The sequence below is a fragment of the Streptomyces sp. WAC00040 genome (genome assembly GCF_056835925.1).
In genome coordinates, this window is record NZ_JAKQZE010000002.1 from 249,590 (window position 1) to 271,199 (window position 21,610).

General features: G+C 71.9%; 19 protein-coding genes. 13 read left to right on the forward strand and 6 right to left on the reverse strand.

The window, feature by feature from the left end:
• Positions 1–344: 344 nt before the first annotated feature.
• The 7 genes from MDN94_RS20385 (at position 345) to metG (ending at position 8,234) form a co-directional block, all read left to right on the forward strand.
• A complete protein-coding gene (locus tag MDN94_RS20385; protein WP_482727327.1) occupies positions 345–734 on the forward strand; it encodes a hypothetical protein in 390 nt (129 codons plus the stop codon).
• A gap of 226 nt (positions 735–960) precedes the next feature.
• Positions 961–1,440 carry an SRPBCC family protein gene (locus MDN94_RS20390; RefSeq protein ID WP_482727328.1) on the forward strand — a complete coding sequence of 160 codons (480 nt, stop codon included), beginning with the start codon at positions 961–963 and terminating at the stop codon, positions 1,438–1,440.
• A 197-nt stretch (positions 1,441–1,637) separates the two neighbouring features.
• Entirely contained in the window at positions 1,638–4,112 is a 2,475-nt protein-coding gene (locus MDN94_RS20395; protein WP_482727329.1) for a SpoIIE family protein phosphatase, read from the forward strand.
• Between the two features lie 20 nt (positions 4,113–4,132).
• Positions 4,133–4,669, forward strand: coding sequence for a hypothetical protein (locus tag MDN94_RS20400; protein ID WP_482727330.1), 537 nt, complete (start codon positions 4,133–4,135; stop codon positions 4,667–4,669).
• A 30-nt stretch (positions 4,670–4,699) separates the two neighbouring features.
• Entirely contained in the window at positions 4,700–5,386 is a 687-nt protein-coding gene (locus MDN94_RS20405) for a uracil-DNA glycosylase (RefSeq protein ID WP_482727331.1), read from the forward strand.
• A 46-nt stretch (positions 5,387–5,432) separates the two neighbouring features.
• On the forward strand, positions 5,433–6,512 hold the full coding sequence (locus MDN94_RS20410; RefSeq protein ID WP_482727332.1) for a hypothetical protein: 1,080 nt from the start codon (positions 5,433–5,435) through the stop codon (positions 6,510–6,512).
• A gap of 207 nt (positions 6,513–6,719) precedes the next feature.
• Positions 6,720–8,234 (forward strand): methionine--tRNA ligase, encoded by a 1,515-nt coding sequence (gene metG / locus MDN94_RS20415; protein WP_482727333.1) that lies wholly within the window; start codon positions 6,720–6,722, stop codon positions 8,232–8,234.
• A 132-nt stretch (positions 8,235–8,366) separates the two neighbouring features.
• Here the strand turns inward: metG and bla are convergent, their stop codons facing one another.
• Positions 8,367–9,305 (reverse strand): class A beta-lactamase, encoded by a 939-nt coding sequence (gene bla, locus MDN94_RS20420; RefSeq protein WP_482728189.1) that lies wholly within the window; start codon positions 9,303–9,305, stop codon positions 8,367–8,369.
• 424 nt (positions 9,306–9,729) lie between these two features.
• On the opposite strand from bla, the gene MDN94_RS20425 reads away from it, so the two are divergent.
• Entirely contained in the window at positions 9,730–12,333 is a 2,604-nt protein-coding gene (locus MDN94_RS20425; RefSeq protein WP_482727334.1) for an MXAN_6230/SCO0854 family RING domain-containing protein, read from the forward strand.
• A gap of 83 nt (positions 12,334–12,416) precedes the next feature.
• On the opposite strand, the gene MDN94_RS20430 is transcribed toward MDN94_RS20425, so the two are convergent.
• Entirely contained in the window at positions 12,417–12,851 is a 435-nt protein-coding gene (locus MDN94_RS20430; RefSeq protein ID WP_482727335.1) for a nuclear transport factor 2 family protein, read from the reverse strand.
• A gap of 116 nt (positions 12,852–12,967) precedes the next feature.
• Between MDN94_RS20430 and MDN94_RS20435 the strand changes: the two genes are divergently transcribed.
• Genes MDN94_RS20435 through MDN94_RS20445 form a run of 3 tightly spaced genes read left to right on the forward strand, consistent with a single transcriptional unit; the run spans position 12,968 to position 14,577 of the window.
• A complete protein-coding gene (locus MDN94_RS20435; protein ID WP_482728190.1) occupies positions 12,968–13,537 on the forward strand; it encodes a PadR family transcriptional regulator in 570 nt (189 codons plus the stop codon).
• Complete coding sequence (locus MDN94_RS20440) at positions 13,524–14,414, forward strand: SGNH/GDSL hydrolase family protein (protein WP_482727336.1); 891 nt, start codon at positions 13,524–13,526, stop codon at positions 14,412–14,414. The genes MDN94_RS20435 and MDN94_RS20440 overlap by 14 nt, the downstream gene beginning before the upstream one ends.
• The gene (locus tag MDN94_RS20445) at positions 14,371–14,577 is read left to right on the forward strand and encodes a DUF5988 family protein (protein ID WP_441261502.1); all 207 of its coding nucleotides are present in this window, start codon (positions 14,371–14,373) and stop codon (positions 14,575–14,577) included. Before MDN94_RS20440 ends, MDN94_RS20445 begins: the two co-directional genes overlap by 44 nt.
• A 149-nt stretch (positions 14,578–14,726) precedes the next feature.
• Here the strand turns inward: MDN94_RS20445 and MDN94_RS20450 are convergent, their stop codons facing one another.
• From MDN94_RS20450 to MDN94_RS20460, 3 genes are all read right to left on the reverse strand, one after another.
• A complete protein-coding gene (locus MDN94_RS20450; RefSeq protein WP_482727337.1) occupies positions 14,727–17,126 on the reverse strand; it encodes a glycoside hydrolase family 84 protein in 2,400 nt (799 codons plus the stop codon).
• Between the two features lie 208 nt (positions 17,127–17,334).
• Positions 17,335–17,871 carry a hypothetical protein gene (locus tag MDN94_RS20455; RefSeq protein WP_482727338.1) on the reverse strand — a complete coding sequence of 179 codons (537 nt, stop codon included), beginning with the start codon at positions 17,869–17,871 and terminating at the stop codon, positions 17,335–17,337.
• A 181-nt stretch (positions 17,872–18,052) separates the two neighbouring features.
• Positions 18,053–18,424, reverse strand: a complete 372-nt coding sequence (locus MDN94_RS20460; RefSeq protein ID WP_482727339.1) for a winged helix-turn-helix transcriptional regulator — start codon at positions 18,422–18,424, stop codon at positions 18,053–18,055.
• Positions 18,425–18,509: 85 nt separating this feature from the next.
• Here MDN94_RS20460 and MDN94_RS20465 point away from each other — a divergent pair, with 85 nt between their 5' ends.
• Positions 18,510–19,418 carry an NAD(P)-dependent oxidoreductase gene (locus MDN94_RS20465; RefSeq protein ID WP_482727340.1) on the forward strand — a complete coding sequence of 303 codons (909 nt, stop codon included), beginning with the start codon at positions 18,510–18,512 and terminating at the stop codon, positions 19,416–19,418.
• Between the two features lie 221 nt (positions 19,419–19,639).
• Entirely contained in the window at positions 19,640–20,134 is a 495-nt protein-coding gene (locus tag MDN94_RS20470; protein ID WP_482727341.1) for a hypothetical protein, read from the forward strand.
• A gap of 114 nt (positions 20,135–20,248) precedes the next feature.
• On the opposite strand, the gene MDN94_RS20475 is transcribed toward MDN94_RS20470, so the two are convergent.
• Entirely contained in the window at positions 20,249–21,475 is a 1,227-nt protein-coding gene (locus MDN94_RS20475; protein WP_482727342.1) for an NAD(P)/FAD-dependent oxidoreductase, read from the reverse strand.
• Between the last annotated feature and the right edge of the window lie 135 nt (positions 21,476–21,610).

Genomic DNA, 21,610 nt, shown 5'->3' on the forward strand with positions numbered 1-21,610 from the left:
CGGCCCTCCCGCGAGTGGTGCTGCCTCTTCGGCCGCTCGGCACAGCCGACTGCCTGCGATGGTCGAACACATCCGTACGCGGGTGCGGGCATTGCGCCCCCACTTCACTCGTAAGCATCACGATTCGGGCCACATGGCCGGGAGCGGCAGGTGGCGACTCGCCGGGTGCCTGTGGAGCCGAGCAGTGACCGAAGTTCCCCGGCCGACGGGGCCGGGTCGGGGCCGGGGCGCGTGAGGGGGGAGAGGTTCATCCTGTATGCCGGACTTGTCTGTCAGTGGGAGAATCGCACTACACCTGGGCACCACAGGAGTGCCCGCACGACTTCGGACAGGCAGGTCGGGCCATGGCCAAGGAACCCAAGTCATCACAGCCCCCGCAGGGCGAGGGCCCGAGCCGTCACCAGGGCGGCGAGCATCACGGCTGGTCCCCGGACGTGGACGGGACCAGAAAGCAGGACAATCCCAGCGCCCGGCGTTCCTTCCACGCCGAGGAGCACGCGGGAAGCCCCGGCGAGGGCCGGAAGGTCTCCAAGGAAGAGAAGGGATCCGTTCCCGGCGACACCGTGAAGAGCGAGACCGCGAGCGGCGAGGAGTACGGCGGCGACTCGGAGAACGGCATGCGGGACACCGGCCGCAAGGGCCGCTCGCAGCGCCCAAGTGGAACGAAGGACGACTCCGCGTTCACAGGTGTCGACCCCGACGAACCCGGCAAGGGCGAGCGCCGACCGGGCTAGATCGGATGCGAAGGAAGCGGACCCCCGGCCGGCAAGGCGGGGCTCCGCGTCAGGGGGCGGGTCTTCCGCTCCCCCTGCGATCGACCGAGCGCGTCCGCCCGTGTCGTTCGCCCCTTGGGAGGGGCTCGGGCAGGCTGAATACCGGTCCGAAAGCCCCGCATCCGTTGCGGACACGCGTCGACCCGTCCACGGCCGGCTCGGCCGCCGGAGCGATACGTTGCCGCCCATGCATTCGACGTACTCGACGCAGGTGTCCCGGCACGTGAGAGCCCCGCGCGCGGTCGTCTACCGGGCGCTGCTGGACCCCGACGCCGTCGCGACATGGCGGGTGCCCGAGGGAATGAGCAGCCGGATCCACGCATTCGACGCCCGCGAAGGCGGCACGTTCCGTGTCTCGCTCACGTACGACGCGCCGGCCGGCACCGGCAAATCGGCCCCGCACACCGACACCTACCACGGCCGTTTCACCAAGCTGGTCCCGAACGAGAGGGTCGTCGAAGTGCTCGAGTTCGAGACGGCGGACCCGGCGCTCCGCGGGGAGATGACGATGACGACCACGCTCACCGACGCGGACGGCGGCACCGATGTCGTCATCGTCCACGAAGGCATTCCCGCCGTCGTCCCGGCCGCCGACAACGAGACCGGCACCCGCATGGCACTCGACAACCTCGCCAGGCTCGTCGAGACGGACGCGCAGCCCGGGTGACCGATGAGGGGCACGACTGCCTGTCCTGACCGGGGACGCACGCCCCGGTGACGCCCGGCGGCTCACTCCCGGCCTCCCCGCCTCACCGGCAACGCTTGTGCATCCGGCGGGGCAGGCAGATTCTGAAGAGGATGAACGGGTCTGTGCAGGCTGCGGGCACGTGGGACGCGGCAAGCGCCTGGCGGACATGGAGACCGATGGAGGGCGAGGATCTCCGTGGCCCGCTCGACATCGCTGTCGCCGCCACGGTGGTCCTTGATGCCCTCAACAAGGTCATCGGGTGGAGCCCGGCGGCCGAGGCGCTGCTCGGATACGGACCCGAGGACATCCTCGGCCGGCCTGTCGACGTGTTCCTGTGCGGAACCGCGCTCGCAGTCGGGTCCGGCCCGCCGCCCGGTCCGTCAGAGGCCGCACCGGCCGCTGCTCCGTCCACGGGAGGCCCTCCCCGTACGGTCTCCGCCCCCGCCCCGGAGCCCGGCGCTCCGGGGTCGTCCTTCCCCGGCCATGAGCCGCGGCTCGCGCGGCACCGCGACGGTCACGGCGTCCCGGTGGAAGCGGCGGTGTCCGAACTGGCCGGCGACGGGACGGCCGCGCGGGTTCTCGTCCTCGCGGAGTCCGAGCGGCTGCGGGTGTGGGAGTCCCGCCTGGCGATGCTCGACGGCCTGGCAACCCAGTCACCGATCGGACTGGCGATCTACGACACGGATCTCCGGCTGGCCTGGGCGAACGCCGCTTCCAGCGCGGAGATCGGCCGACCGTTCGCCCAGTACCGGGGCACGCACGCGGACGAGCTGTACCCGGGTGGCACGCTCGTCACCGAGGGGTATCCGCGCACGCTCGACGGGGTCATGCGCCAGGTCCTCGACACCGGCGAACCCGTGCTCGACGTGCATTTCCTCGGGCAGCTGCCCAGCGATCCCGGCAGGGAGCACCTGTGGTCGTGCTCGTACTACCGGCTGGAGGACGCGGAGGGCAGGGTTCTGGGCGTCTGCGAGGACGCCTTCGACATCACCGACCGCTACGACGCCCAGAACAGGCTGGCCCTGCTGGTCGAGGCCGGGCGCCGCGTCGGCACGACCCTCGACGCGGTGGTCACCGCGCAGGAACTCGCGGACGTGGCGGTGCCCGGCTTCGCCTCCGCGGTCGAGGTCGACGTCGCACCGGGCGTCCTCGAAAGCGGCGAACCGGAAACGGGCTGGCCACCGAGAGGCGGCTTCATCAGGGTCGCCAGGGCGCCGGCGCGGGCCGGCCGCACGGTCCGCGAGTACCCGCCCGGGACTCCGCAGCTCCGCAGCCTGTCGTCCGGCGGCAAGGTGGTCGACGAGAACGCGCTGGTCGTACCGCTTCGCGTCGGCTCCGAGACGCTGGGCCTCGTCACCTTCACCCGTGAGGGCCGACCGGCGGTCTTCGACAACGGCGAGGTCGCCCTTGCCGACGAACTGGTGGCCAGGGCAGCCGTATGCATCGACAACGCCCGCCGCTTCACCCGCGAACACGCCGCGGCCCTCACCCTCCAGCGCGAGCTGCTCCCGCAGCACCTTCCCTGGCACTCCGCCGTCGAGGTCGCGCACCGCTACCTGCCGACCGACGGTGCCACCGGGGTCGGCGGCGACTGGTTCGACCTCATCCCGCTGTCCGGCGCACGCGTCGGGCTCGTCGTCGGTGACGTCGTCGGCCACGGGCTCCCGGCCGCGGTCACGATGGGACGGCTGCGCACCACCGTGGAGGCCCTCGCCGAGCTGGACATGGCGCCCGACGAACTCCTCGCCCGGCTGGACGACCTGGTGGTGCCCACCTTCGACGCGTTCCAGGGACCGGGGGAGGAGCGCGCGGGAGAGGCGGCGGGAGCGTATGTCGCGGCCGGCCCGCATCCCGACGTGACGACGGGCGCGACCTGCATCTACGCGGTCTACGACCCGGTTTCCGGGCGTTGCGCGATGGCACGGGCCGGGCATCTGCCGCCGGCGGTCGTGGCCATGGACGGCTCGTACCACTACCCGGAGCTGCCCGCGGGACCGCCACTGGGACTCGGCGGCCTGCCGTTCGAGTCGATGGAGATCGACCTGCCCGCGGGCAGCCTCCTCGCCCTGTTCACCGACGGCCTGGTCGAGGCCCGCGACCGCGACATCGACGAGCGGCTCGACATGCTGGGCCAAGTGCTTGCCGAACACCGGGACCTGCCCCTGGAAGAACTGTGCGAGCGGGTGGTCACCGAACTCCTGCCGGGCGGCACGACCGCCGACGACACCGCTCTCCTCCTGGCCCGTACCCGTGAGTTCGACGCCGGCCAGGTCGCGATGTGGGAGCTGCCCGCGGAAGCGGTGGCGGCAGGACGCGCACGGGAACTCATCACCGGGCAGCTCAGCACCTGGGGCCTCGAGGAACTGGCGTTCTCGACCGAGCTGGTCGTCAGCGAACTGGTCACCAACGCGGTCCGGTACGCGGAGGGACCCCTTCAACTCCGCCTGATCCGTGACCGCACGCTCCTGTGCGAGGTGGCGGACACCGGCCACACCTCACCCCACCTGCGGCACAGCACCGCCGAGGACGAGGGCGGCCGCGGGCTGTTCATCGTCGCCCAGCTCGTCCAGCGCTGGGGCACCCGCTACACCCGCTCCGGCAAGACGATCTGGACGGAACAGGCGTTCCCGGACGGCATGCCCACGACGTGAGCGGCTGCGACACTGGGCGCATGGCCGTCTCACGACACCGCCGCGCTCCCCTCGACCGCGTGGAAGTCCTCTGTGCGACGCTCGACCGCACGGACCTCGTCGACCGCGATACCGCGAAGGACGCGGTGCGTCGTGATGTGGCGGCCGACGAACTCGGCGACCTCTTGGAGGCCGGCTGCCTCGAACAGGCGGATGCCGAAAGGGTGGTGGCGGTTCTCGTCGAGGCGGTCACCTCGCAGCGTGACCGCGACGTACAGGAGGCCGGCCTCAACGCCCTGTCCCACGCGGTCGTCCGCTACCGGATTCCGTACGCGCTCCTCGGGCCGATCGCCGACGTGACGGTGGTGCTGCACCCACGGGAACTGACCTACGTGCCCTTCGTCCTCTCGGCCACCCATGAGCCCGCGGCCAGGGCGGCCGTCGAGCCGCTGCTCCGTCACCCCGACGCGGAGGTACGCGCGGATGCCGCTCAGGCGATCGACGAGCTCGACGCCGTGGCGGCCTCCGGGGCGGAAGGTGCGACCAACTCGGCGGCACGCGCGGGCAATTCACGCTGACTCGTGGCAGTGAGCGGCATACTGCGCGACATGTCTCCGAAAGGCTTCGCGCCCACCACGGCTCCCCGCAGCCTGCGGGATCCCGTCTTCCTCACCGCGCGGCTCAAGGCAGTACGTACCGGTCCGTCGGTGCGGCCGCTCAACGACTGGGTGGCCGACCTGCGTGAACGGCTGGGTCAGGGTGAGTCCGTTCCGTGGTTCGACCCGGCCTCCGGCGGAGTCGAGGCGCGCAGTCTCTTCCTTCTGGAGGCGCCCGGCCGGACGGCCGGGGGCAGTGAGGCGGGCCTGCGGCCCACGGGCAGCGGAATCATCTCCGTCGACAACAACGACCCGACCGCCCAGAACTGCTGGCTGCTCCGCCGCGAGGCAGGGCTGCCCTACGAGCACTCCCTGCACTGGAACGTCGTGCCGTGGTACCTGGGCACGGCCGACCGGATCACCACGGCGGGACGTACGGAAGTGCAGCGCGCGGTGCCGTTCCTCCACGAAGTGATCTCGCTGCTGCCGAAGTTGGAGGTCGTCGTGCCCATGGGCCGGAGCGCCCAGGCGGGCTGGGCCGCGTACGTCGCCCGCTACGCCCCTGCGGTCCGCACCCTGGCGACCTGGCACCCCGGCCCCCGGGGCCTCGCCTCCCGCCCGGCGGCGCGGCCGGAGATCCTGCGCACCATGCGCGAGGTGGCCCGGCTCACGGCGCCGGAGGGCGCAGAGGCGCCCTGACGCCGCGGGTCGGGCGGTGTCAGTGGTGTCTTCTACGCTCCTGATCATGAGCAGATGGCTGAGCCACCCCGACATACTGCTGGACCAGGCTGCGGTCCACCGCGGGTTCGCGGAGCGCGGAGACCTTGCCGGGCTGGCACGGTCGGTCATGGAGGCCGCGTGCCACAACGGCTCCATGACCGGGCCGGGTAGCGAGGCCATGACGTGGCTGCGGAGGCTGCCGGACCGTGACCGGCTGGACCTGGCGGGCATCTGGGCCGAGTGGCATGCCCGTACGGCGGCGGGGGAGGAGCCGTCCCCCGAGGCCTTCCGCAGGAACACCTCCTATCTCAGGTCCGAGTTGCTGGTGGTGGCGACCGGTGTGGCCCGCGGCCTCGATCCGGAGCTGATGGCCGCGGAGCGCCAGGCCGCGCTCACGCAACTGGGCGGGGAGTACGTGGCGTTCGGGCACCGGGAGTGGGAGCTCGCGGACGCCGAGATCGAAGCCGGACGCATACCCGGTCCGGCGGTACTCGCGGTCTTCCGGCGCACCGTGATCGACCACCACGCCGAACCGGCCCTGCGTGAGTTGCTCACGCACTTCCCCGGTCCCGTGCTCAACCCCGGCGAGGCATGGGCCGATCAGGCTCTCGAGGACGCGGTGGCGGGCGGTGGGCCCTGGCAGCGGCTGCTCGGCCACAGGGCCCCGCTCAGCGCGGGCGCGCCGTCGGCCAAGTGGCTCGACGCAGGCCGGCAGCTGCTCGACACGGCGGGGCCGGAGTCGGTCCGTCGGCGTGTGCACGGCTGGTTCGAACTCGTCGGCCGGGAGCGCACCGTGCCGCTGCGGGGCTCGCAGCGCCCCGCGCCCTACGACCCGTACAACGTGCAGGCGCTGCGGGCGCTCGCGTGGCTGCTGTCGCTGCTACCACCCCGTGACGACACCTGCGACGCGCTCGCCCGCCTCGTCGGGACCTCGCTGAGGGGGCTGCCGCGTTCCGGTGCGTACGCCGTGAGGGTCGCGGAAGCCGGCGTGGTGGCGCTCGCGCACATCGGCACCGGGGACGCACGGCTGGAACTGGACGGGCTGCGCAGGCATGTCATCCACAAGACGGTCCTGCGTCGCATCGACCGCGCCTTGGCCGCGTGAGAAGGCGCACGGCGCTGCCGACGGAAATTGACCGGACCCGCCCCGCCGGGCTCTGTTAGCCTCCCCGCATGACCACGCACGCGTTCCCGATGATGCCCCGCAGAAGGGGCTGCTGAGTCGGACGTGTGACGTACCGAGGCCCCGGAGACGGGGCCTCTTTCGCGTATGCGCAGGTGGAAGCCCCGCCCGGGACAGGAGGAGGCTTCCATGACCGCTACCCGTACCTACATCACCACGACCATCCCGTACGTCAACGCCCGGCCGCATCTGGGCTTCGCCCTGGAACTGGTCCAGGCGGACGTGCTCGCCCGGCACGGCCGGCAGTCCGGCGAGCAGGTCCGCTTCCTGACCGGCACGGACGACAACTCCCTCAAGAACGTCCTCGCGGCGGAGGCGGAGGGCATCGGTGTCCAGGAACTGGTCGACCGCAACGCCGCCGCGTTCGCCGCCCTGCGGGGACCGCTCGCCCTGTCGTCGGACGACTTCATCCGCACCAGCAGCGACCCACGCCACCGCGCCGGTGTGGAGCGGCTGTGGCAGCGGTGCGCCGACGCGGGGGACCTGTACCGCAGACATTACGAGGGGCTGTACTGCGTCGGCTGCGAGCAGTTCTGGACTCCCGCCGACCTGGACGAGGGCCGGTGTCCCGACCACGGGACGGAGCCCCGGCCCGTGTCCGAGGAGAACTGGTTCTTCCGGCTCTCCCGCTACGCCGGCACCCTGCGGGAACTGATCACGGACGGACGCCTGCGGATCGAACCCGCCTCACGCCGCAACGAGGTCCTCGGCCTGATCGAGGGCGGTCTGCACGACTTCTCCGTCTCCCGCTCCCAGAGCCGCGCCCGCGGGTGGGGCATCCCCGTCCCCGGCGACCCCGACCAGGTCGTCTACGTGTGGTGGGACGCGCTCGGCAACTATGTCACCAGCCTCGGGTACGGCACCGGGGACGAGGCGTTCGACGAGTGGTGGCGCGGGAGCGGCAGGCGCGTCCACCTGGCGGGGAAGGGCGTGGTCAGGTTCCACGCCGTGTACTGGCCGGCGATGCTGCTGTCGGCGGGGCTGCCGCTGCCGACCGACATCCTCGTCCACGACTATCTCACCGTCGACGGCCGCAAGATCAGCAAGTCGAGCGGTACGACGGTCGATCCGGCGGAACTGGCCGCCGATGCCGGCACGGACGCGGTCCGCTGGTGGCTGCTGCGTGACGTACCCAGGGTGGGCGACGCGGACTTCACGCGGGACCGTCTCGTGGACCGCGCCAACAGCGACCTCGCCGGAGGGCTGGGCAACCTGGTGAACCGCGTCGTCACCATGGTCCACCGTTACCGTGACGGCCGTCCTCCGGTGTCGCGTCCCCTCGCGCTCACCTCGAAGCCACTGGCCGAGGCGTGCGAGGACAGCCCCCGGCTGATCGCGGCGGCCCTCGCCGGCTTCGACTTCCGCGGGGCGGCGGCCGCGGTGTGGACGATCGTTGAGGAGGCCAACCGCTGCATCGACGCCACACGGCCCTGGGAGTCGGCCAAGGCGGAGAGAGCGGGAGACCCCGACGCGGGGGAGCGCCTGGACCGGGCTCTCGACGCCCTCCTGCAGGCATGTCTGGTGCTGGGCGACCGGCTGGACCCGTTCCTGCCGGGGGCCGCGGCCCGTATCAGGGAGCAGTGCACGGCCGTCTGCGGAGTCCTCCCGGCGGCCGCTCCGCTGTTCCCCCGGATCGAGGTGTGACTCGTCCGTCGCGCCACGGGGCCGTCGGGGCGGCGTTGGCCTGCTCCGACGACCCGTCCCGGTCCCGGGCCGCCCGCGCGGGCGACGCGCCCACGGACCGGAGTTCGCGTTGGTCCTCTGGCAGGGGTTCGCCTACGCCAGGGTGGCCACCACCACCACCTCGGCGGCTCGCGCGACGAGCCTGTCGTCGTAATCCGCCTCCTCGGCGGCGCGACTGGACAGGATGGCGATGACGAAGGGGGCGGCCACGGGCGGCCAGGCGACTGCGATGTCGTTGCGGGTGCCGTAGCCGCCTCCGCCGCTCCTGTCGCCGACCACCCAGGTGTCAGGGACACCGGCGCGTACGAGCGCGTCGCCCGTGGTGTTGCGCCTGAGCCAGTCGGTCAGCAGCGCCTTCTTCTCTGCGTCGAGAATGTCGCCGAGGACGTACTCGCGCAGGTCGCCGGCGAGGGCGCGCGGGGTGCTCGTGTCGCGGATGTCGCCCGGCGTGGCTTCGTTGAGGGCGGTCTCGAGACGGTCGGCGTGCGTGACCGTGTCACCCAGGGCGGCGAGCGTGGCCTGGAAGGCCTTGGGCCCGCCGAGCTCGTCGAAGAGGAGGTTCGCGGCGGTGTTGTCGCTGTAGCGGACGGCGGCGTCGCACACGGCGCGCAGTGTCATGCCGCTGTCGACGTGCTTCTCCGTGACCGGTGAGTGGTCGACCAGGTCGTCACGGGTGTAGCGCACGAGTTCGTCGAGGCCGGCCAAGGAGTTCCGCTCGAGCACCGCGGCAGCGGTCAGTGCCTTGTGGGTGGAGCAGTAGGCGAAGCGCTCGTCGGCCCGGTGGGTGACGGTCCGCCCGCTGCCCGTGTCGACGGCGTACACACCGAGCCGGGCATCGAACTCCCGCTCCAGCCGGGCGAATGCACGGCTCGATGGCGCTGCGGACGCCTTCGGCGGTGACGTCGTCCTGGATGAGGCGGATGCCTTCGGTGGCGCCGCGTCGGCGCGGGGGGCGGCGCATCCGGTGAGCGGGGCGGCGGCGAGGGCTGCCAGCGCGGTGAGCGAGGCACGACGGGAGATTGCCACAGGGATCCTCTTCATACGCCTTCTGGTGGTCGGCCGTGGCTGAGGCTGTCCATCCAGCGGCATGAAGCCCCGGTCACAGTGTCCGTCGTATCAAAGCGAGTTGAACGGGCCCGGCCGGGGCGGCGGCGTGTCGCGCCCGGGGGGCGAAGGGGCAAGGGGCATGCTCCGGCGGGCGAGTCGGCGAGTCGGCGAGTCGGCGAGTCGGCGAGTCGGCGAGTCGGCGAGTCGGCGTGTCCGGCAGTGTGGGCCCCCAAAGCCGCCGGGTCCACACGCGGAAAAGCAGGTGATCGGCCCGCGTGGCCGCTGCTAGCTTCATGCTGCGCGGGGCGGCTCCCGGGTGTGCTTCCTTCTGACTTCTTCTGACGAATCAGCGTGCTCACTTCCCGCCCCGCGCAACACCCGGCCACTGTCCGGGAGGGGGGATCCGAACATGTCCGTCACCGTCGCCGGCACCGCCCGGCCGCACGCTCTCGCCGCCGTACTGCTGTCCCGCCGGGGTGCTGTCTACCTGCCCGGCACCGGCACCGGCGCGGTGTCCGACCCGGCCGGAGAGGCCGGCGCGGCACTGCTGGAGGCCGACCTCGCCGACCGCGGCTACCTCGTCGCACCCGCTCTGCGGGCCGCGTTCGCGGCGCTCGACACGCGAGCCCTCGGAGCGGCGGGCCGTGCCCTGCTGCACGACATCGACCAGGCACTGGGCGCCGATCGGCCCCATGAGCCGCTGTTCAGCGGCTTCCCGGAAACCACTCCGGCCGACCCGTACCGGTACTACGTCGACCGCGTGCTGACGGTGCTCTTCCAGGAGCCCGCGCAGCCGTGCGTGCTCTGCGGTACGGAAGGCTCCGTCGTGCCCGTCTCGCCGTGCGCGCACCTGGTGTGCGGTACGTGCTTCGACGGCGCCGACTTCACCGCCTGCCCGGTGTGCCAGCGCCGTATCGATCCCGCCGACCCGTTCCTGAAGCCCAAGCGCCCACGGCGGCCGTTCGGGCGACGCGCGGCTCCCCGGCGCATGCGTCTGCTCTGTCTCGGCGGGGACCTGACCGCACGTCAGGCCGATGCCGCGTACGAACTGGACACCCTGCTCGCGCGGACCGGTGCTCCGCGCCCGCAGGACGCCGACGACCTGACCTCCCTGCTGGCCGCACGCTCCCGCACCGGCCTGGACACGCTGCCCGCCGCAGTCCCCGGACGGGAGACGAGGGCCCGGCTCGTCGCCTGGCTGCTCGACGACCCCGACGACCTGACCGCGACCCTGCCGTACGCGGCCCGACTCGTCGACACCGCGACGGACGTGCTGCGCGTCCTTGCCCTGCGCTCCGGCGGCGACGCCGGACTGGTCTCGGTCCCGCGGTTCGCGGCCGTGCCCCGCCCGCTGCGCCGAGGACTGCTGTCCCTGCTCGACGCGCTCGACCCGGCCCAGGCGGCCCAGGACATGCGACGCCACCGCCGCGCCTGGATCCACGCGGCCGAGCGTCTGCACCCCTTCGAGTACGCAGCCCGTCACCCACGTGCGGCGCTGGCCTTCGCCGCGCTCCGTGGTACCCGCCTCGGGGACGACACCTTCTCCGCCGTGCTGCGCGCGGCGGCTGCCGATACCGATGCCATCGACGCCACCGGACCGGTCGTCACCGCGCACGGCTGGAGCGGGCAGGTGGAGGCCGCCCTCGCGTCGGCCGATGTCACCGGTGCCGTCGTGCTGCTGGCGCAGCGCCCGGGTGAACTGGTCCGCCGGCTCGACCATCTGCTCCGGCTCGCCGACGGCAGGGAGAGGGAGGGACAGGCGGTCGTCACCGCGCTGAGCGGCGTTATCGGCCGGGTGGCGCCTGCGGTGCTGCTGTCCGCGCTGGGCGCGCTCCGCGTCCGCACGCGGGAACAGCCGGTGCGGGTGTTCTTCCCCAAGGGCGCGTCGGCGAAGGCGCACGTCGCGGACGACGAACGCGCGGCACTGACCGCGTCTCCGGTGGAGGACGTCGTCGGCGTGCTCTCGGCGGAGCTGTCCCGTCGGGCGGGCACGGGGCAGCGCGTGGATACGGCGGTCCTCGACGCCGAACTGGCCCGTGTCATGGCCCCGTTCACGGAGCGCACCGCTTCCCGTGCCTTCGTGACCCTGCCGCGCGGAAGTGAACTGGCAGTGCCGGACGGCCGGACGCTGCGGCTGTTCCTCCACTGGACGGAGAGCGCCACTTCGGGCCGGACCGACCTCGATCTGTCGGTGGCGATGTTCGACGCCGACTGGCAGCACGTCGGCGTCTGCGACTACACGAACCTGCGGTACGCCCATGACGCGGCCGTGCACTCCGGCGACCTCCAGGACGCGCCGCCGCCGCTCGGCGCGAGCGAGTTCGTCGACCTCGACCTGGAGCGGCTCGCCGCGGCCGGGGTGCGCCATGCGGTCGCGGTCGTCTACTCGTACAACAACGTGCCCTTCGGGGACCTGGCGGAGGCGTTCGCCGGGCTCATGGTCCGCGACGCGCCCGGAGGCGCGGGCCCGGTCTTCGAACCGCGCTCCGTCGAGCAGCGCTTCGACCTGACCGGCGGCGAACGTGCCTGCGTGCCGCTCGTCGTCGACCTGCGGGCACGGACCATGCGCTGGCTCGACGTCGCCAAGGGCGTGACCGGTACACAGCACTCCGTGTGGCGTCACTCGACGGCCCTGGCCACGCTGGGCCGGAGCCTCACCGAGCTGTTCGCTTCGGGTGCCCGCGTGAGCCTGGGCGAACTGGCCCGCCTGCAGGCCGCGGCCCGTGCGTCCCGGGTGGTGCTGCGCCACGAGGACGCGGCCTCGGTCGTGTACGTACGCCGGGACGGCGAGGACGTGTCCGCCTTCGCGGCCCGCATCGGCTCACCGGACACGGACATGGGCGGGGATACCAAGTGCCCTGCGTCCGGGGCCGGGCTGGCCTTCCTCCTGCGCGGGGACGTCGAACTCCCCGACGGGTGCGAAGTCTTCGCGCTGTACCCGCAGCGGCTGGACGCGTCACGCGTGCGGCTGCTCGGCGCGGCGGACGTCGTCACGGCATTCGCCGCCCGCTGAGCGGCCCGGCGGCCGCCCGGGGCCGTGGCGTGGGGAACCCCACCGCCCTGCCGGCCCGGGCGGTCGCCGGTCGGCGCGGACCGTCATCGGCCGTGAGGCGCCGGGACCAGGCCGTCGGCGACCAGTCCGGCGAGGACCGCCTCGCCCAGCGCGTGGACGGCCGACTGCGGCCGGACCATGACGGTGAACTCCTTGATCCGGCCGTCGTCGTCGAAGTGCAGCAGATCGATGCCGTGGATCTGCTTGCCGTTCACGGTCGCGCGGAAGGGCAGGATCGCCGACGGGGCCTCTACGCCGTCCGCGCCGGTCTTTGCCGCGCCGTCGTAGTGCCCGATGTAACGGAAGTCCTCGAACACGCGCATCAGGACGCCGAAGAGGCCGAGGAGCATCGGCTTCCCCTCGAACGGCGTGAACTTCACAGGGCTGTAGAAGCGGATGTCGTCGGTGAACAGCTCGTCGAGAACCGTGAGGTCACGGGTGTCGACGGCGGTGCGGAAGCGCTCTGCTGCGGTAGCCATGGTGTCTCTTTCCTGCCTGGTCGCCGAGATTCGTCTCTACTCATGAAAGTGACTAGTCAGATTCATGAGTATCATGGTCGGTGTCCGTGCACGAGCGCAAGAAGGAGGCGGGCTCGATGGCCTTGCGGCACGCTGTTCTGGCGGCGCTGCTCGACGAGGAGTTGAGCGGATACCAGCTGGTGAAGGCGTTCGACCTCGGTGTGGCGAACTTCTGGCACGCCCAGCCGCAGCAGCTCTACGCCGAGCTCACCCGCCTGGAGAAGGACGGGCTGATCACCGGCCGTGAGGTCGTCCAGGAGAACCGGCCCAACAAGCGCCTGTTCAAGGTCACCGACGCCGGGCTGGCCGAACTCGACCACTTCACCGGTACCGCCGCCAAACCGTCGTTCATGCGCGACGACCTCGTCGTCAAGGTCCAGGCCGCCGACCACGTCGACACGGACACACTGATCGGCCGGCTCGCCGAGCGTGCGGCCATGGCCGAGGCGAAGGTCGAACTGTTCGGCAAACTGCTGGGCACCATGCGCGGCGACCGTACGGAGGAGGAGTTCCTCCGCCACGGGGCACGCGTCGGCCCCTACCTGACATGCCTGCGCGGCCTCGCCTTCGAGCAGGGCAACCACGACTGGTGCGTACGCACCATCGCCGTCCTGCGCGAAAGGGCAGCCGCCGATGTCCGCGAGTGAAGCGGAGGGCCTGCGCTACGTCGCCCTGGGGGACAGCCAGACCGAGGGACTCGGCGACGGCGACGACACGGTGGGCCTGCGCGGCTGGGCCGACCGGCTCGCCGAACACCTCGCACGCCACCACCCGGGCATCCGGTACGCCAATCTGGCCGTACGAGGACGCCTGGCCCGCCACGTCCGCACCGAGCAGCTCGCCCCCGCCCTCGCGCTGCGGCCCGACCTGGCCACCGTGGTCGCCGGTGTGAACGACCTGCTGCGGCCACGGTTCGACGCCGACGAGGTCGGTGCACACTTGGAGGCGGTGTTCGCCGCGCTCACCGCCCAGGGGGCCCGCGTCGCCACCGTCACCTTCCCCGACGTCACCCGGATCACCCCGCTCGCCGCTCCGCTCGGCCCCCGCGTCGCCGCGCTCAACGACCGGATACGCGGCGCGGCCGGGCGCCACGGCGTCGTCGTCGCCGAGACCGGCCGCCACGCGGTGGTCACCGACGTCCGGCTGTGGAGTCCGGACCGCCTCCACGCGAGCCCGCTCGGGCACGCCCGGATCGCCGCCGCCGTCGCACACGCCCTCGCGCTGCCGGGCAGCGACGACACCTGGACGCACCCTCTGCCGCCGGTCGCGCCGGCTTCCCCCGCCCGGGGGAGGGTCGCCGCCGAGCTGCGCTGGGCAGCGGCCTTCCTCGGCCCGTGGCTCGGCCGCCGACTGCGCGGCCGCTCGTCCGGCGACGGCCGCACGGCCAAACGCCCGCAGCTCCTCCCCGTCCTGACGCCGGACCCGCAGGCCCCGGCGCGTCGTGGCGAAGAGGGACAGCCGCACGGGGAAACTGACCTCCATGAGCGACGCGATGAAGGCTGTCCTGGAGGGCGGCCCGGATGACCTCCCCGAGCGAATCGTTCCCGTGGACGACCCGGGGCAGGAGCTCAAAATCCCGTTCCGCGGGGGGTACGAGCACTTCAAGTCCACGACGCGCACGCAGAACACCGACGAGGGCCAACTGCCGGTGTACGAATGGTGGGAGCGCACGGAGCTCCCGGGCTGACGCGGCAGGGGCCGTTCGTAGCTCGTAGCCCGTAGCCCGTAGCCCGTAGCCCGGCTCGTGGCTCGCGGCGGCGGCCGCGGAGGGCCACGGCCGCGCGGTGTGCCGGCATCGGGCGGCCTGGTGGCGATGCGGCCGCCCGATGCCGGGCCTCAGGACGCGGGCGCCCCGTACACGCCCAGCTCGTGGATCGAGTAGCCCCAGGTCGTCTTCCGGTCGACGCCCTGCATCCGCACGTAGCGCACGGCTTCGTCGTCAGCCGGAAGCCGCACGACATCGTTGCCGCACTCTTCGGGGCGCTGCGTGGCAACGGTCTTCCAGTCCGTGCCGTTCACGGACGTCCGGACCGTGTACTCGGTGGCGCAGGCGCTCTCCCAGGCCAGCGTCACGGCGGCCACCTTCGACGGTGCGGCGAGTTCGACCTGCACCCACTCGTCATCGGTGTAGCCGGACGCCCAACGCGTGCCCATCAGACCGTCGTTGACGTGCCGGGCAGCCAGGCGGTCGAGGTTCTGCTCGACGCTGGACGACGTCGCCCTGCCCTTCGGCGCGAGGTTCTCCCCGCCGCCGGCGACGTCCCACAGCTGGAGGCGGACCTCGGCCTGCACGAGGAACACGTCGAGCACACCGTCGCCCACCTTGGGCTGCGCGGAGCCCCAGGAGTTGCGCGGCGGGTCCACTCGTACGGCCGTGGCCTGCCGCTGGATCTCGACCGACTCGCCCCGCAAGTCCTCGGCCCCGTCCCGGTCACCGGCCTGCCGGGCTTCGAGCGCGTCCAGCATCCGCACCATCGCCCTGCCCCACAGCTCGGTGGCGTCGAGCCACGGCGCCGCGTCCACGGTGAAACCACGCTCCACGGAGCCGCTCCGGATGACGGCCGGCGCCTGCTCGATCCTCGTCGCGTAGCCGCGCAGGGACGCGACCGCCTCCGCTCGGTTCCCGGCGTCCCACGACGTCCAGAACCGGGCCACCCGGCGCGCGAGTTCCGGCGCCTGCTCCTGCCAGGGAGTGGCGCCGAACGTGGGCGCCATGTGCTCGAGGTCGCCGAGGACCAGCAGCGCCTCGGTCGCCTCGCTATCGCCGTTCGCTAGGTACGCCATGGCACGCGGCCAGCTCGCCCGCGCGTCGTACGCCGCGTCGTTCCAGGCGAAGTCGGCCGCGCCGAAGACCGCGACCTTGCTGGCGTACGGCTGGTTCATCGGGTTGGCGACGATGCCGGCGAGATGCGCGGACAGGCCCGCTTCGCGCTTGTCGTACGGGGCGAGCAGCAGCCTGCCCCGGGTGTTGCCGAAGTCGTTGACGGGATAGTTGTCCCAGACGAAGACCTTTCGTCCGAACAGCTTCGCAGCGCCTTCCGCCTGCTGGTTGGTGATGCTCGGCGGCACGACGTCCGTGCCCGTCCACATCACCTCGACCGCGGGGTCGAGGGTGGCCCGCATCGTCTGCTTGTACGCGGTGTCCGTCAGGTCGCCGTATTCGGTGGGCACCATCTGAAGGGGCCGTACGCCGGGGTGGGTGGCGACGAAGGTGCGCTGCACGTCGTTGAGCAGGTCGACCTGTGCCTCCGCGGCGGCCCGCCGGCCCGGTTCGCCGTAGGCCGCCCTGTCGCCCTCGCAGTTCCAGCGGGTGTAGCTGATGTCGTCCAAGGGGATGGAGAACGCCCGGGTGCCCAGGTCGTACATCGCCTGGAGTTTGGCCTTGAGATCCTTGCGGTGGGCGGCGTCGGAGTAGCAGATGGACTCGCCGGGGGAGACGGCGAAGGTGAAGCGGACGTGGTTGGCGGTCGCCCGCCGCACCAGCTCACCGAGCTCGGCGATCTTGTCGGCGGGGTAGGGCTCGCGCCATTTGCCGCGGTGATATGGATCGTCCTTGGGTGCGTAGATGTACGTGTTGGCCTTCACGGCGCCGTAGAAGTCCATCTGGTCGAGGCGCTCGGCGTGCGTCCAGGGCGTGCCGTAGAACCCCTCGATGGTGCCGCGCAACGGCATGGACGGGAAGTCGCTGACCTCGGCGCCGGCCACCTTCCAGCCGTCGTCGCCGGGTACGAACAGCTGGCGCAGCGTCTGCACGGCGTAGAACTGGCCCGCGGCGTCCTTGCTCGCGAGGGCGATCCGGTGCCCCGCCCCACCGGAGCCCGCGACTCGCACGGCGTAGCCCTCCGCACCGTCGGGAACGGCGGTGTCGCCGAGGGCCGCGGCGATGTCGGGCCGGTCCCCCGGACCGAGCCGCACGGTCAACAGACCGCTCGTGGCCGCAGGTTCACGATCCGGAGCGACGACATCGACCCGGCCGGCGCCGTGGCGCTTCAGCTCCGCGACGAGACGGTCGCGGGCGGCGGCGTCGGTGCGGGCGTCGGCGACGACGAACACCCGGTCGGTGACGACCGCGTCGGCGCCGGCGCGGTCGATCGACCGGGGAGTGGGGGAGACGGGGGGAAGCGGGGCGGTGGGCGCCGCCCCGGCCTGCTGGACGGGAGAGAGGATGCCCACAGTCAGGGCGGCGGCCGAGGTTGCTGCTGCGAGGGACAGGCGGACCGTTCTGTGCCTTGTCACGAGACCTCCAGAGTGGTCTAGACCACGAACTGCGGCACACCGTACCGGCGGAGTGGCCGGGGCTGTCCATGGATGCGTCCACGGCGGACTTGGACTTTCGCGCGGGGAAGGGGAAGCGCGTCCGCCCGTGGCGACCGCTCGAGACGCGGGCGCGGGGACGGGCGCGGCGCCCGGAGTCGTCGGCCCGGGGGCCAAGGGCGATGCGTCCTCAGGAACCCTGGGCCGACGGGAGCTGCCATTCCCCGGAGTGGCCGGGCGGGAGCGCAAGGTCGTTCCGGACGGCCGCGTAATACCTTTCGCGCGCGGTGCGCTGGCGCTGGAGCATCGCTGACCATGTGGCGGGGCTGACGGTCCCCTCGCGCAGGAAGGCTTCCATGTCCATCACCGCGACGACCCACTCGCGGGCCTTCTCCACCACGTCCGGACTCCCCAGCATCAACAGGGCCTCCCCGGCGGGATCCCGGGCGACAGCGGCCTCGGCCAGGTGAGGCGCCGCCTCCTCGGGCGACAGGGGGTGCGGGTGGGGGTCGTTGCCGAGATGCGCGGCGATCCGGTACGCCAGGGTGACCGTCTTCTTGAGCGCCCTGGCGTAGTCGGCGTAGACCGCCAGCCGCCGTTCCTCCCAACGGGCCGCCTGCTCGCGGCGGAAGCGGGCCGCGTCGCCCCGCGTGATCGCCAGGTACGAGCCGAGGGCGCCGACCACCACACCGATCAGGGCAGGAAGCTGTTGTATGAACGCGGACATGGTCACACGGTATAGCCGGAAGGCCGACACCGTGACAGCCCCATGGTCGGCCGAACCGCCCTGCCCGCAAGGCGTGTTGCCCGTGATGCCGCAAGGCCGGGTGATCTTTTCGGCCCGCTGCCTCTCAGCTGCTGCTACCGGTCTTCGGAGCGTGAGGACGCGGGACGCGCAAGGAAATGGCCTAGCGGCGCGAGGTTGCGGCCACGTCGACCATATCGATGGCCTCGCGGCGGATGCGCTCGGTCCCCCACGCGCCCAGCGGCCCGAGCGCCTGATTGAGCGTGCGTCCGTGTTCGGTCAGCGAGTACTCCACCCGCGGCGGCACCTCGGCGTAGACCTCCCGGTGCACGAGGCCGTCGGCCTCCATCTCCCGCAGATGCTGGGTCAGCATCTTCTCGCTCACTCCCGGCAGACCGCGACGGAGCTCGGCGAAGCGGCGTACACGATGAGTGTCGAGCTCCCAGAGGATCAGCCCCTTCCACTTGCCGCTCACCACGTCGAGCGCGGCGTCGACGCCGCAGATGTAAGGCCCGCACCTCGGCGCCTTGGCCATGACTGATCGCCCCTTACAAGAAGGTAAGTACCGCAGTAAATAGTGGGTACTACCGAGAATAGTGGCACTCTCCGAGCATGGAGGGGTGAACGAACGACAGAACCCCGCGACCACGCAAGGCAGCGCCGTCACCGTCATCGGGCTGGGCCCGATGGGACAGGCCATGACCCGGACCCTCCTCGCCGGTGGCCACCAGGTCACCGTCTGGAACCGCACCGCCGCCCGCGCCGACGGCGTCGTCGCCGACGGAGCGACGCTCGCTTCGACACCCCGCGAGGCGGTCGCATCGAGCGACCTGGTCATCCTCAGCCTCACCGACTACCGAGCCATGTACGACATCCTCGCCGACGCCACCGGATCGCTGGCAGGCCGGACGCTCGTCAACCTGAGTTCCGACACTCCCGACCGCAGCCGCGAGGCAGCGACCTGGGCGGCAGGCCACGACGCCGCCTTCCTCACCGGCGGCGTCATGACGCCGGCACCCATGGTCGGCACCGAGGCGGCCTACATCTACTACAGCGGCCCCGACGAAATCATGAACCGTCACGTGGCGGCATTGACACCGCTCGGTGCACCCAAGTACCTCGGGGAAGACCCGGGCCTCGCCCAGATGATGTACCAAGCGCACCTCGCGGTGTTCCTCACCACCCTGTCGGGACTGATGCACGCCACCGCGATGCTGGGCCATGCGGGGATGAAGGCCCGGGAAGCGCTGCCGGAGCTGCTCACCCTCACGGACTCGATCGGCGACATGCTGAGGGCCGGCGAAGCAAGCCCGGGCGCCGCACTCGATGCCGGCGAGCACCCCGGCGACCTCAGCACCGTCACCATGATGGGCGCGACGTCCGACCACATCGTCGAGACCAGCACGTCCCTCGGCCTCGACCTCGCCCTCCCGCTGGCCGTGCAGGCCCACTACCGGCGCGCGATCGAGGACGGGAACGGCGGCGACAACTGGACCCGCATCATCGACGGCATCCGAGCACCACGCTGAACCGACCGCGGCGGATTTCGGAGTGGGTCCCGTAACAGCCCTCCCGCTGAGGGAGGTTGCGCATCGGGTCCGCGGGTGAACGTGTGCCGCTCCCTCGATTGACCCGGCACGCGCAGGACCGCGCCGGTCTCTCCGCCCCCGGCCGGCACCGGCGCCTGCGGCACTGTCCGTGTCCCTGCGGCCAGGGAACCGCGGCTCTCCGATCCGGCGTGATCACGAGAATGGCAGGGACGAAGGAAGCGGAGCGCCGAGCCGCCCATCTGACAGCCGTCCGGATCACCGGAGGCGTTCTGACGGCTGTGCACTTGCAAGTGGTGCTCATCGCCCTCTTCGTGGACGGGACGACTGTCCGCGGCGGCCTCCTCGCCCTGGCGGCCGTTCTGGGACCGGGGGCGCTCGCGAGTGTCGCGAGCGCCGCCGGCACGGTCGTTCCGCTCGCCCGTCGGCGATGCGGCCGCGCCGACGCGCGTGGCTGCCCCGTTCCCTTCGGTGACCCGATCCACTGCGTGGACGACGGCGAAGGCCGCCAACTGCTCACGTACGAAGGCGATTACGGGCACCAGGAACTGCGGTTGCGCCGCGACGGCCTCGTCCACACCGTGACAGTGCAGGGCCGTCACACGGACCTCTCGGCGGCCCGCCACATCCTGGCGACACTCAGGCCGGCCACCGACGCCGAACTCACCGGCCTCCTGGACATCCCGACACGGCGCTGATCCCCGGCACGAACGCGGCTGCGCCTTTGCATAGCCGGCAAGCGCGTGAGATCGCGTCCCGTCGGAGCGGCTTGTCTGATGTCACGCGCGCTTCGGGGGCGGGATCGGGCACGGTCAGCGGGCCGTACGTTCTCCTGCCACTCGGGCCGGCTCGGTCGCCGCCACCTCTCCTTGCCGGGCCGCCAGCAGGCCCCGGCGCTTGGAGCCTCCCGACACGCGGTGCAAGCCGTACGAACCGGGCTTGTGCGCCTCGTCGGCCAGGTGCTTGACGACGCCTTTGCACACGAACTCCTTGAGCTTCGCGCCAGGGCGACCGTCGATGTGGAACCATACCGCGACGTCGTACCTGTGGGCGAACTGGAAGATGCCGGCGCGTCGGCCCAGGCTGATGCACTGGCCTGCGAACGCCTGGTTGAAGTGCGACGGCTGCTCCCCGGCGATCCTGCTGAGCACCGTGTCCGCGGCCCGCGCGCCCAGCGGCATCGCGGCCTGGCAGCTCATCCGCAGCGGCAGGTCCGACGGCGCCGCCGAGTCGCCGGCCGCGACGATGCGCACGTCGTCCACGCTGGTCAACGTCTCGTCCGTGAGGAGGCGGCCCACTGAGTCGGTGCTCAGCCCGCTGCGTGCGGCCAGGTCCGGCACGCCGAATCCGGCGGTCCAGATGGTCACGTCGCTCGGCAGCTCGCGGCCGTCACCGAGCCGAACGGCATCGCGGTTCACCGCCGTCACCAACGTGCCGGGACCGTCGACCACGGTCACACCGAGTTCGGCCAGCCGCTCGGCCACCGAGCGCCGCCCCCGAGGATGCAGGTACGGGCCGAGCACCCCGCCGCACACCAGGGTCACGCCGCGGCCCGCCTCCGCCAGCTCGGCCGCCGTCTCGATGCCGCTCGGACCGGCTCCGACCACCGTCACCACGGCCGACGCAGGCGCCTTGTCGAGGACGGGCCGCAGCCGCTGCGCCTCCTCCAGGCTTGCGAGCGGGTAGGCGAAATCGGCCGCTCCGGGCACACTCGGGTCGGCGCTGCCGCTGCCCACCGCGTAGATCAGGTAGTCGTAGCCCACCGCGCCGCCGCCCACCAGCGTCACGCTGCGCCCAACGGGTTCTATCCGTGCCACGGTATCGACGACCAGCCGGACGCCCTCGGCCAGAACGTCCCGGTACTCGACGACCGCCTCGTGGGACCCGCCCACCAGCTGGTGCAGGCGGATCCGCTCGACGAAGGTCGGACGCGGGTTGATCAGGGTCACTGTCACGTCGTCGCGCTGCCTCAGGCGATTGGCGGCCATGACGCCGGAGTATCCGCCGCCGATCACGACCACTTCGGTGTTCCCGGTCATGGTGTCTCCTTCGTTGTCGAGGGGTTCGGCCTCAAGACACCAGCCGGTCGATCGCTGTGACAGCGTGTGCGGCAGATCACTCCGCGGGGTGGGCTCGGGGGGGCGGTACTGGTCCTCTGCGTGGACGAGAAGCCG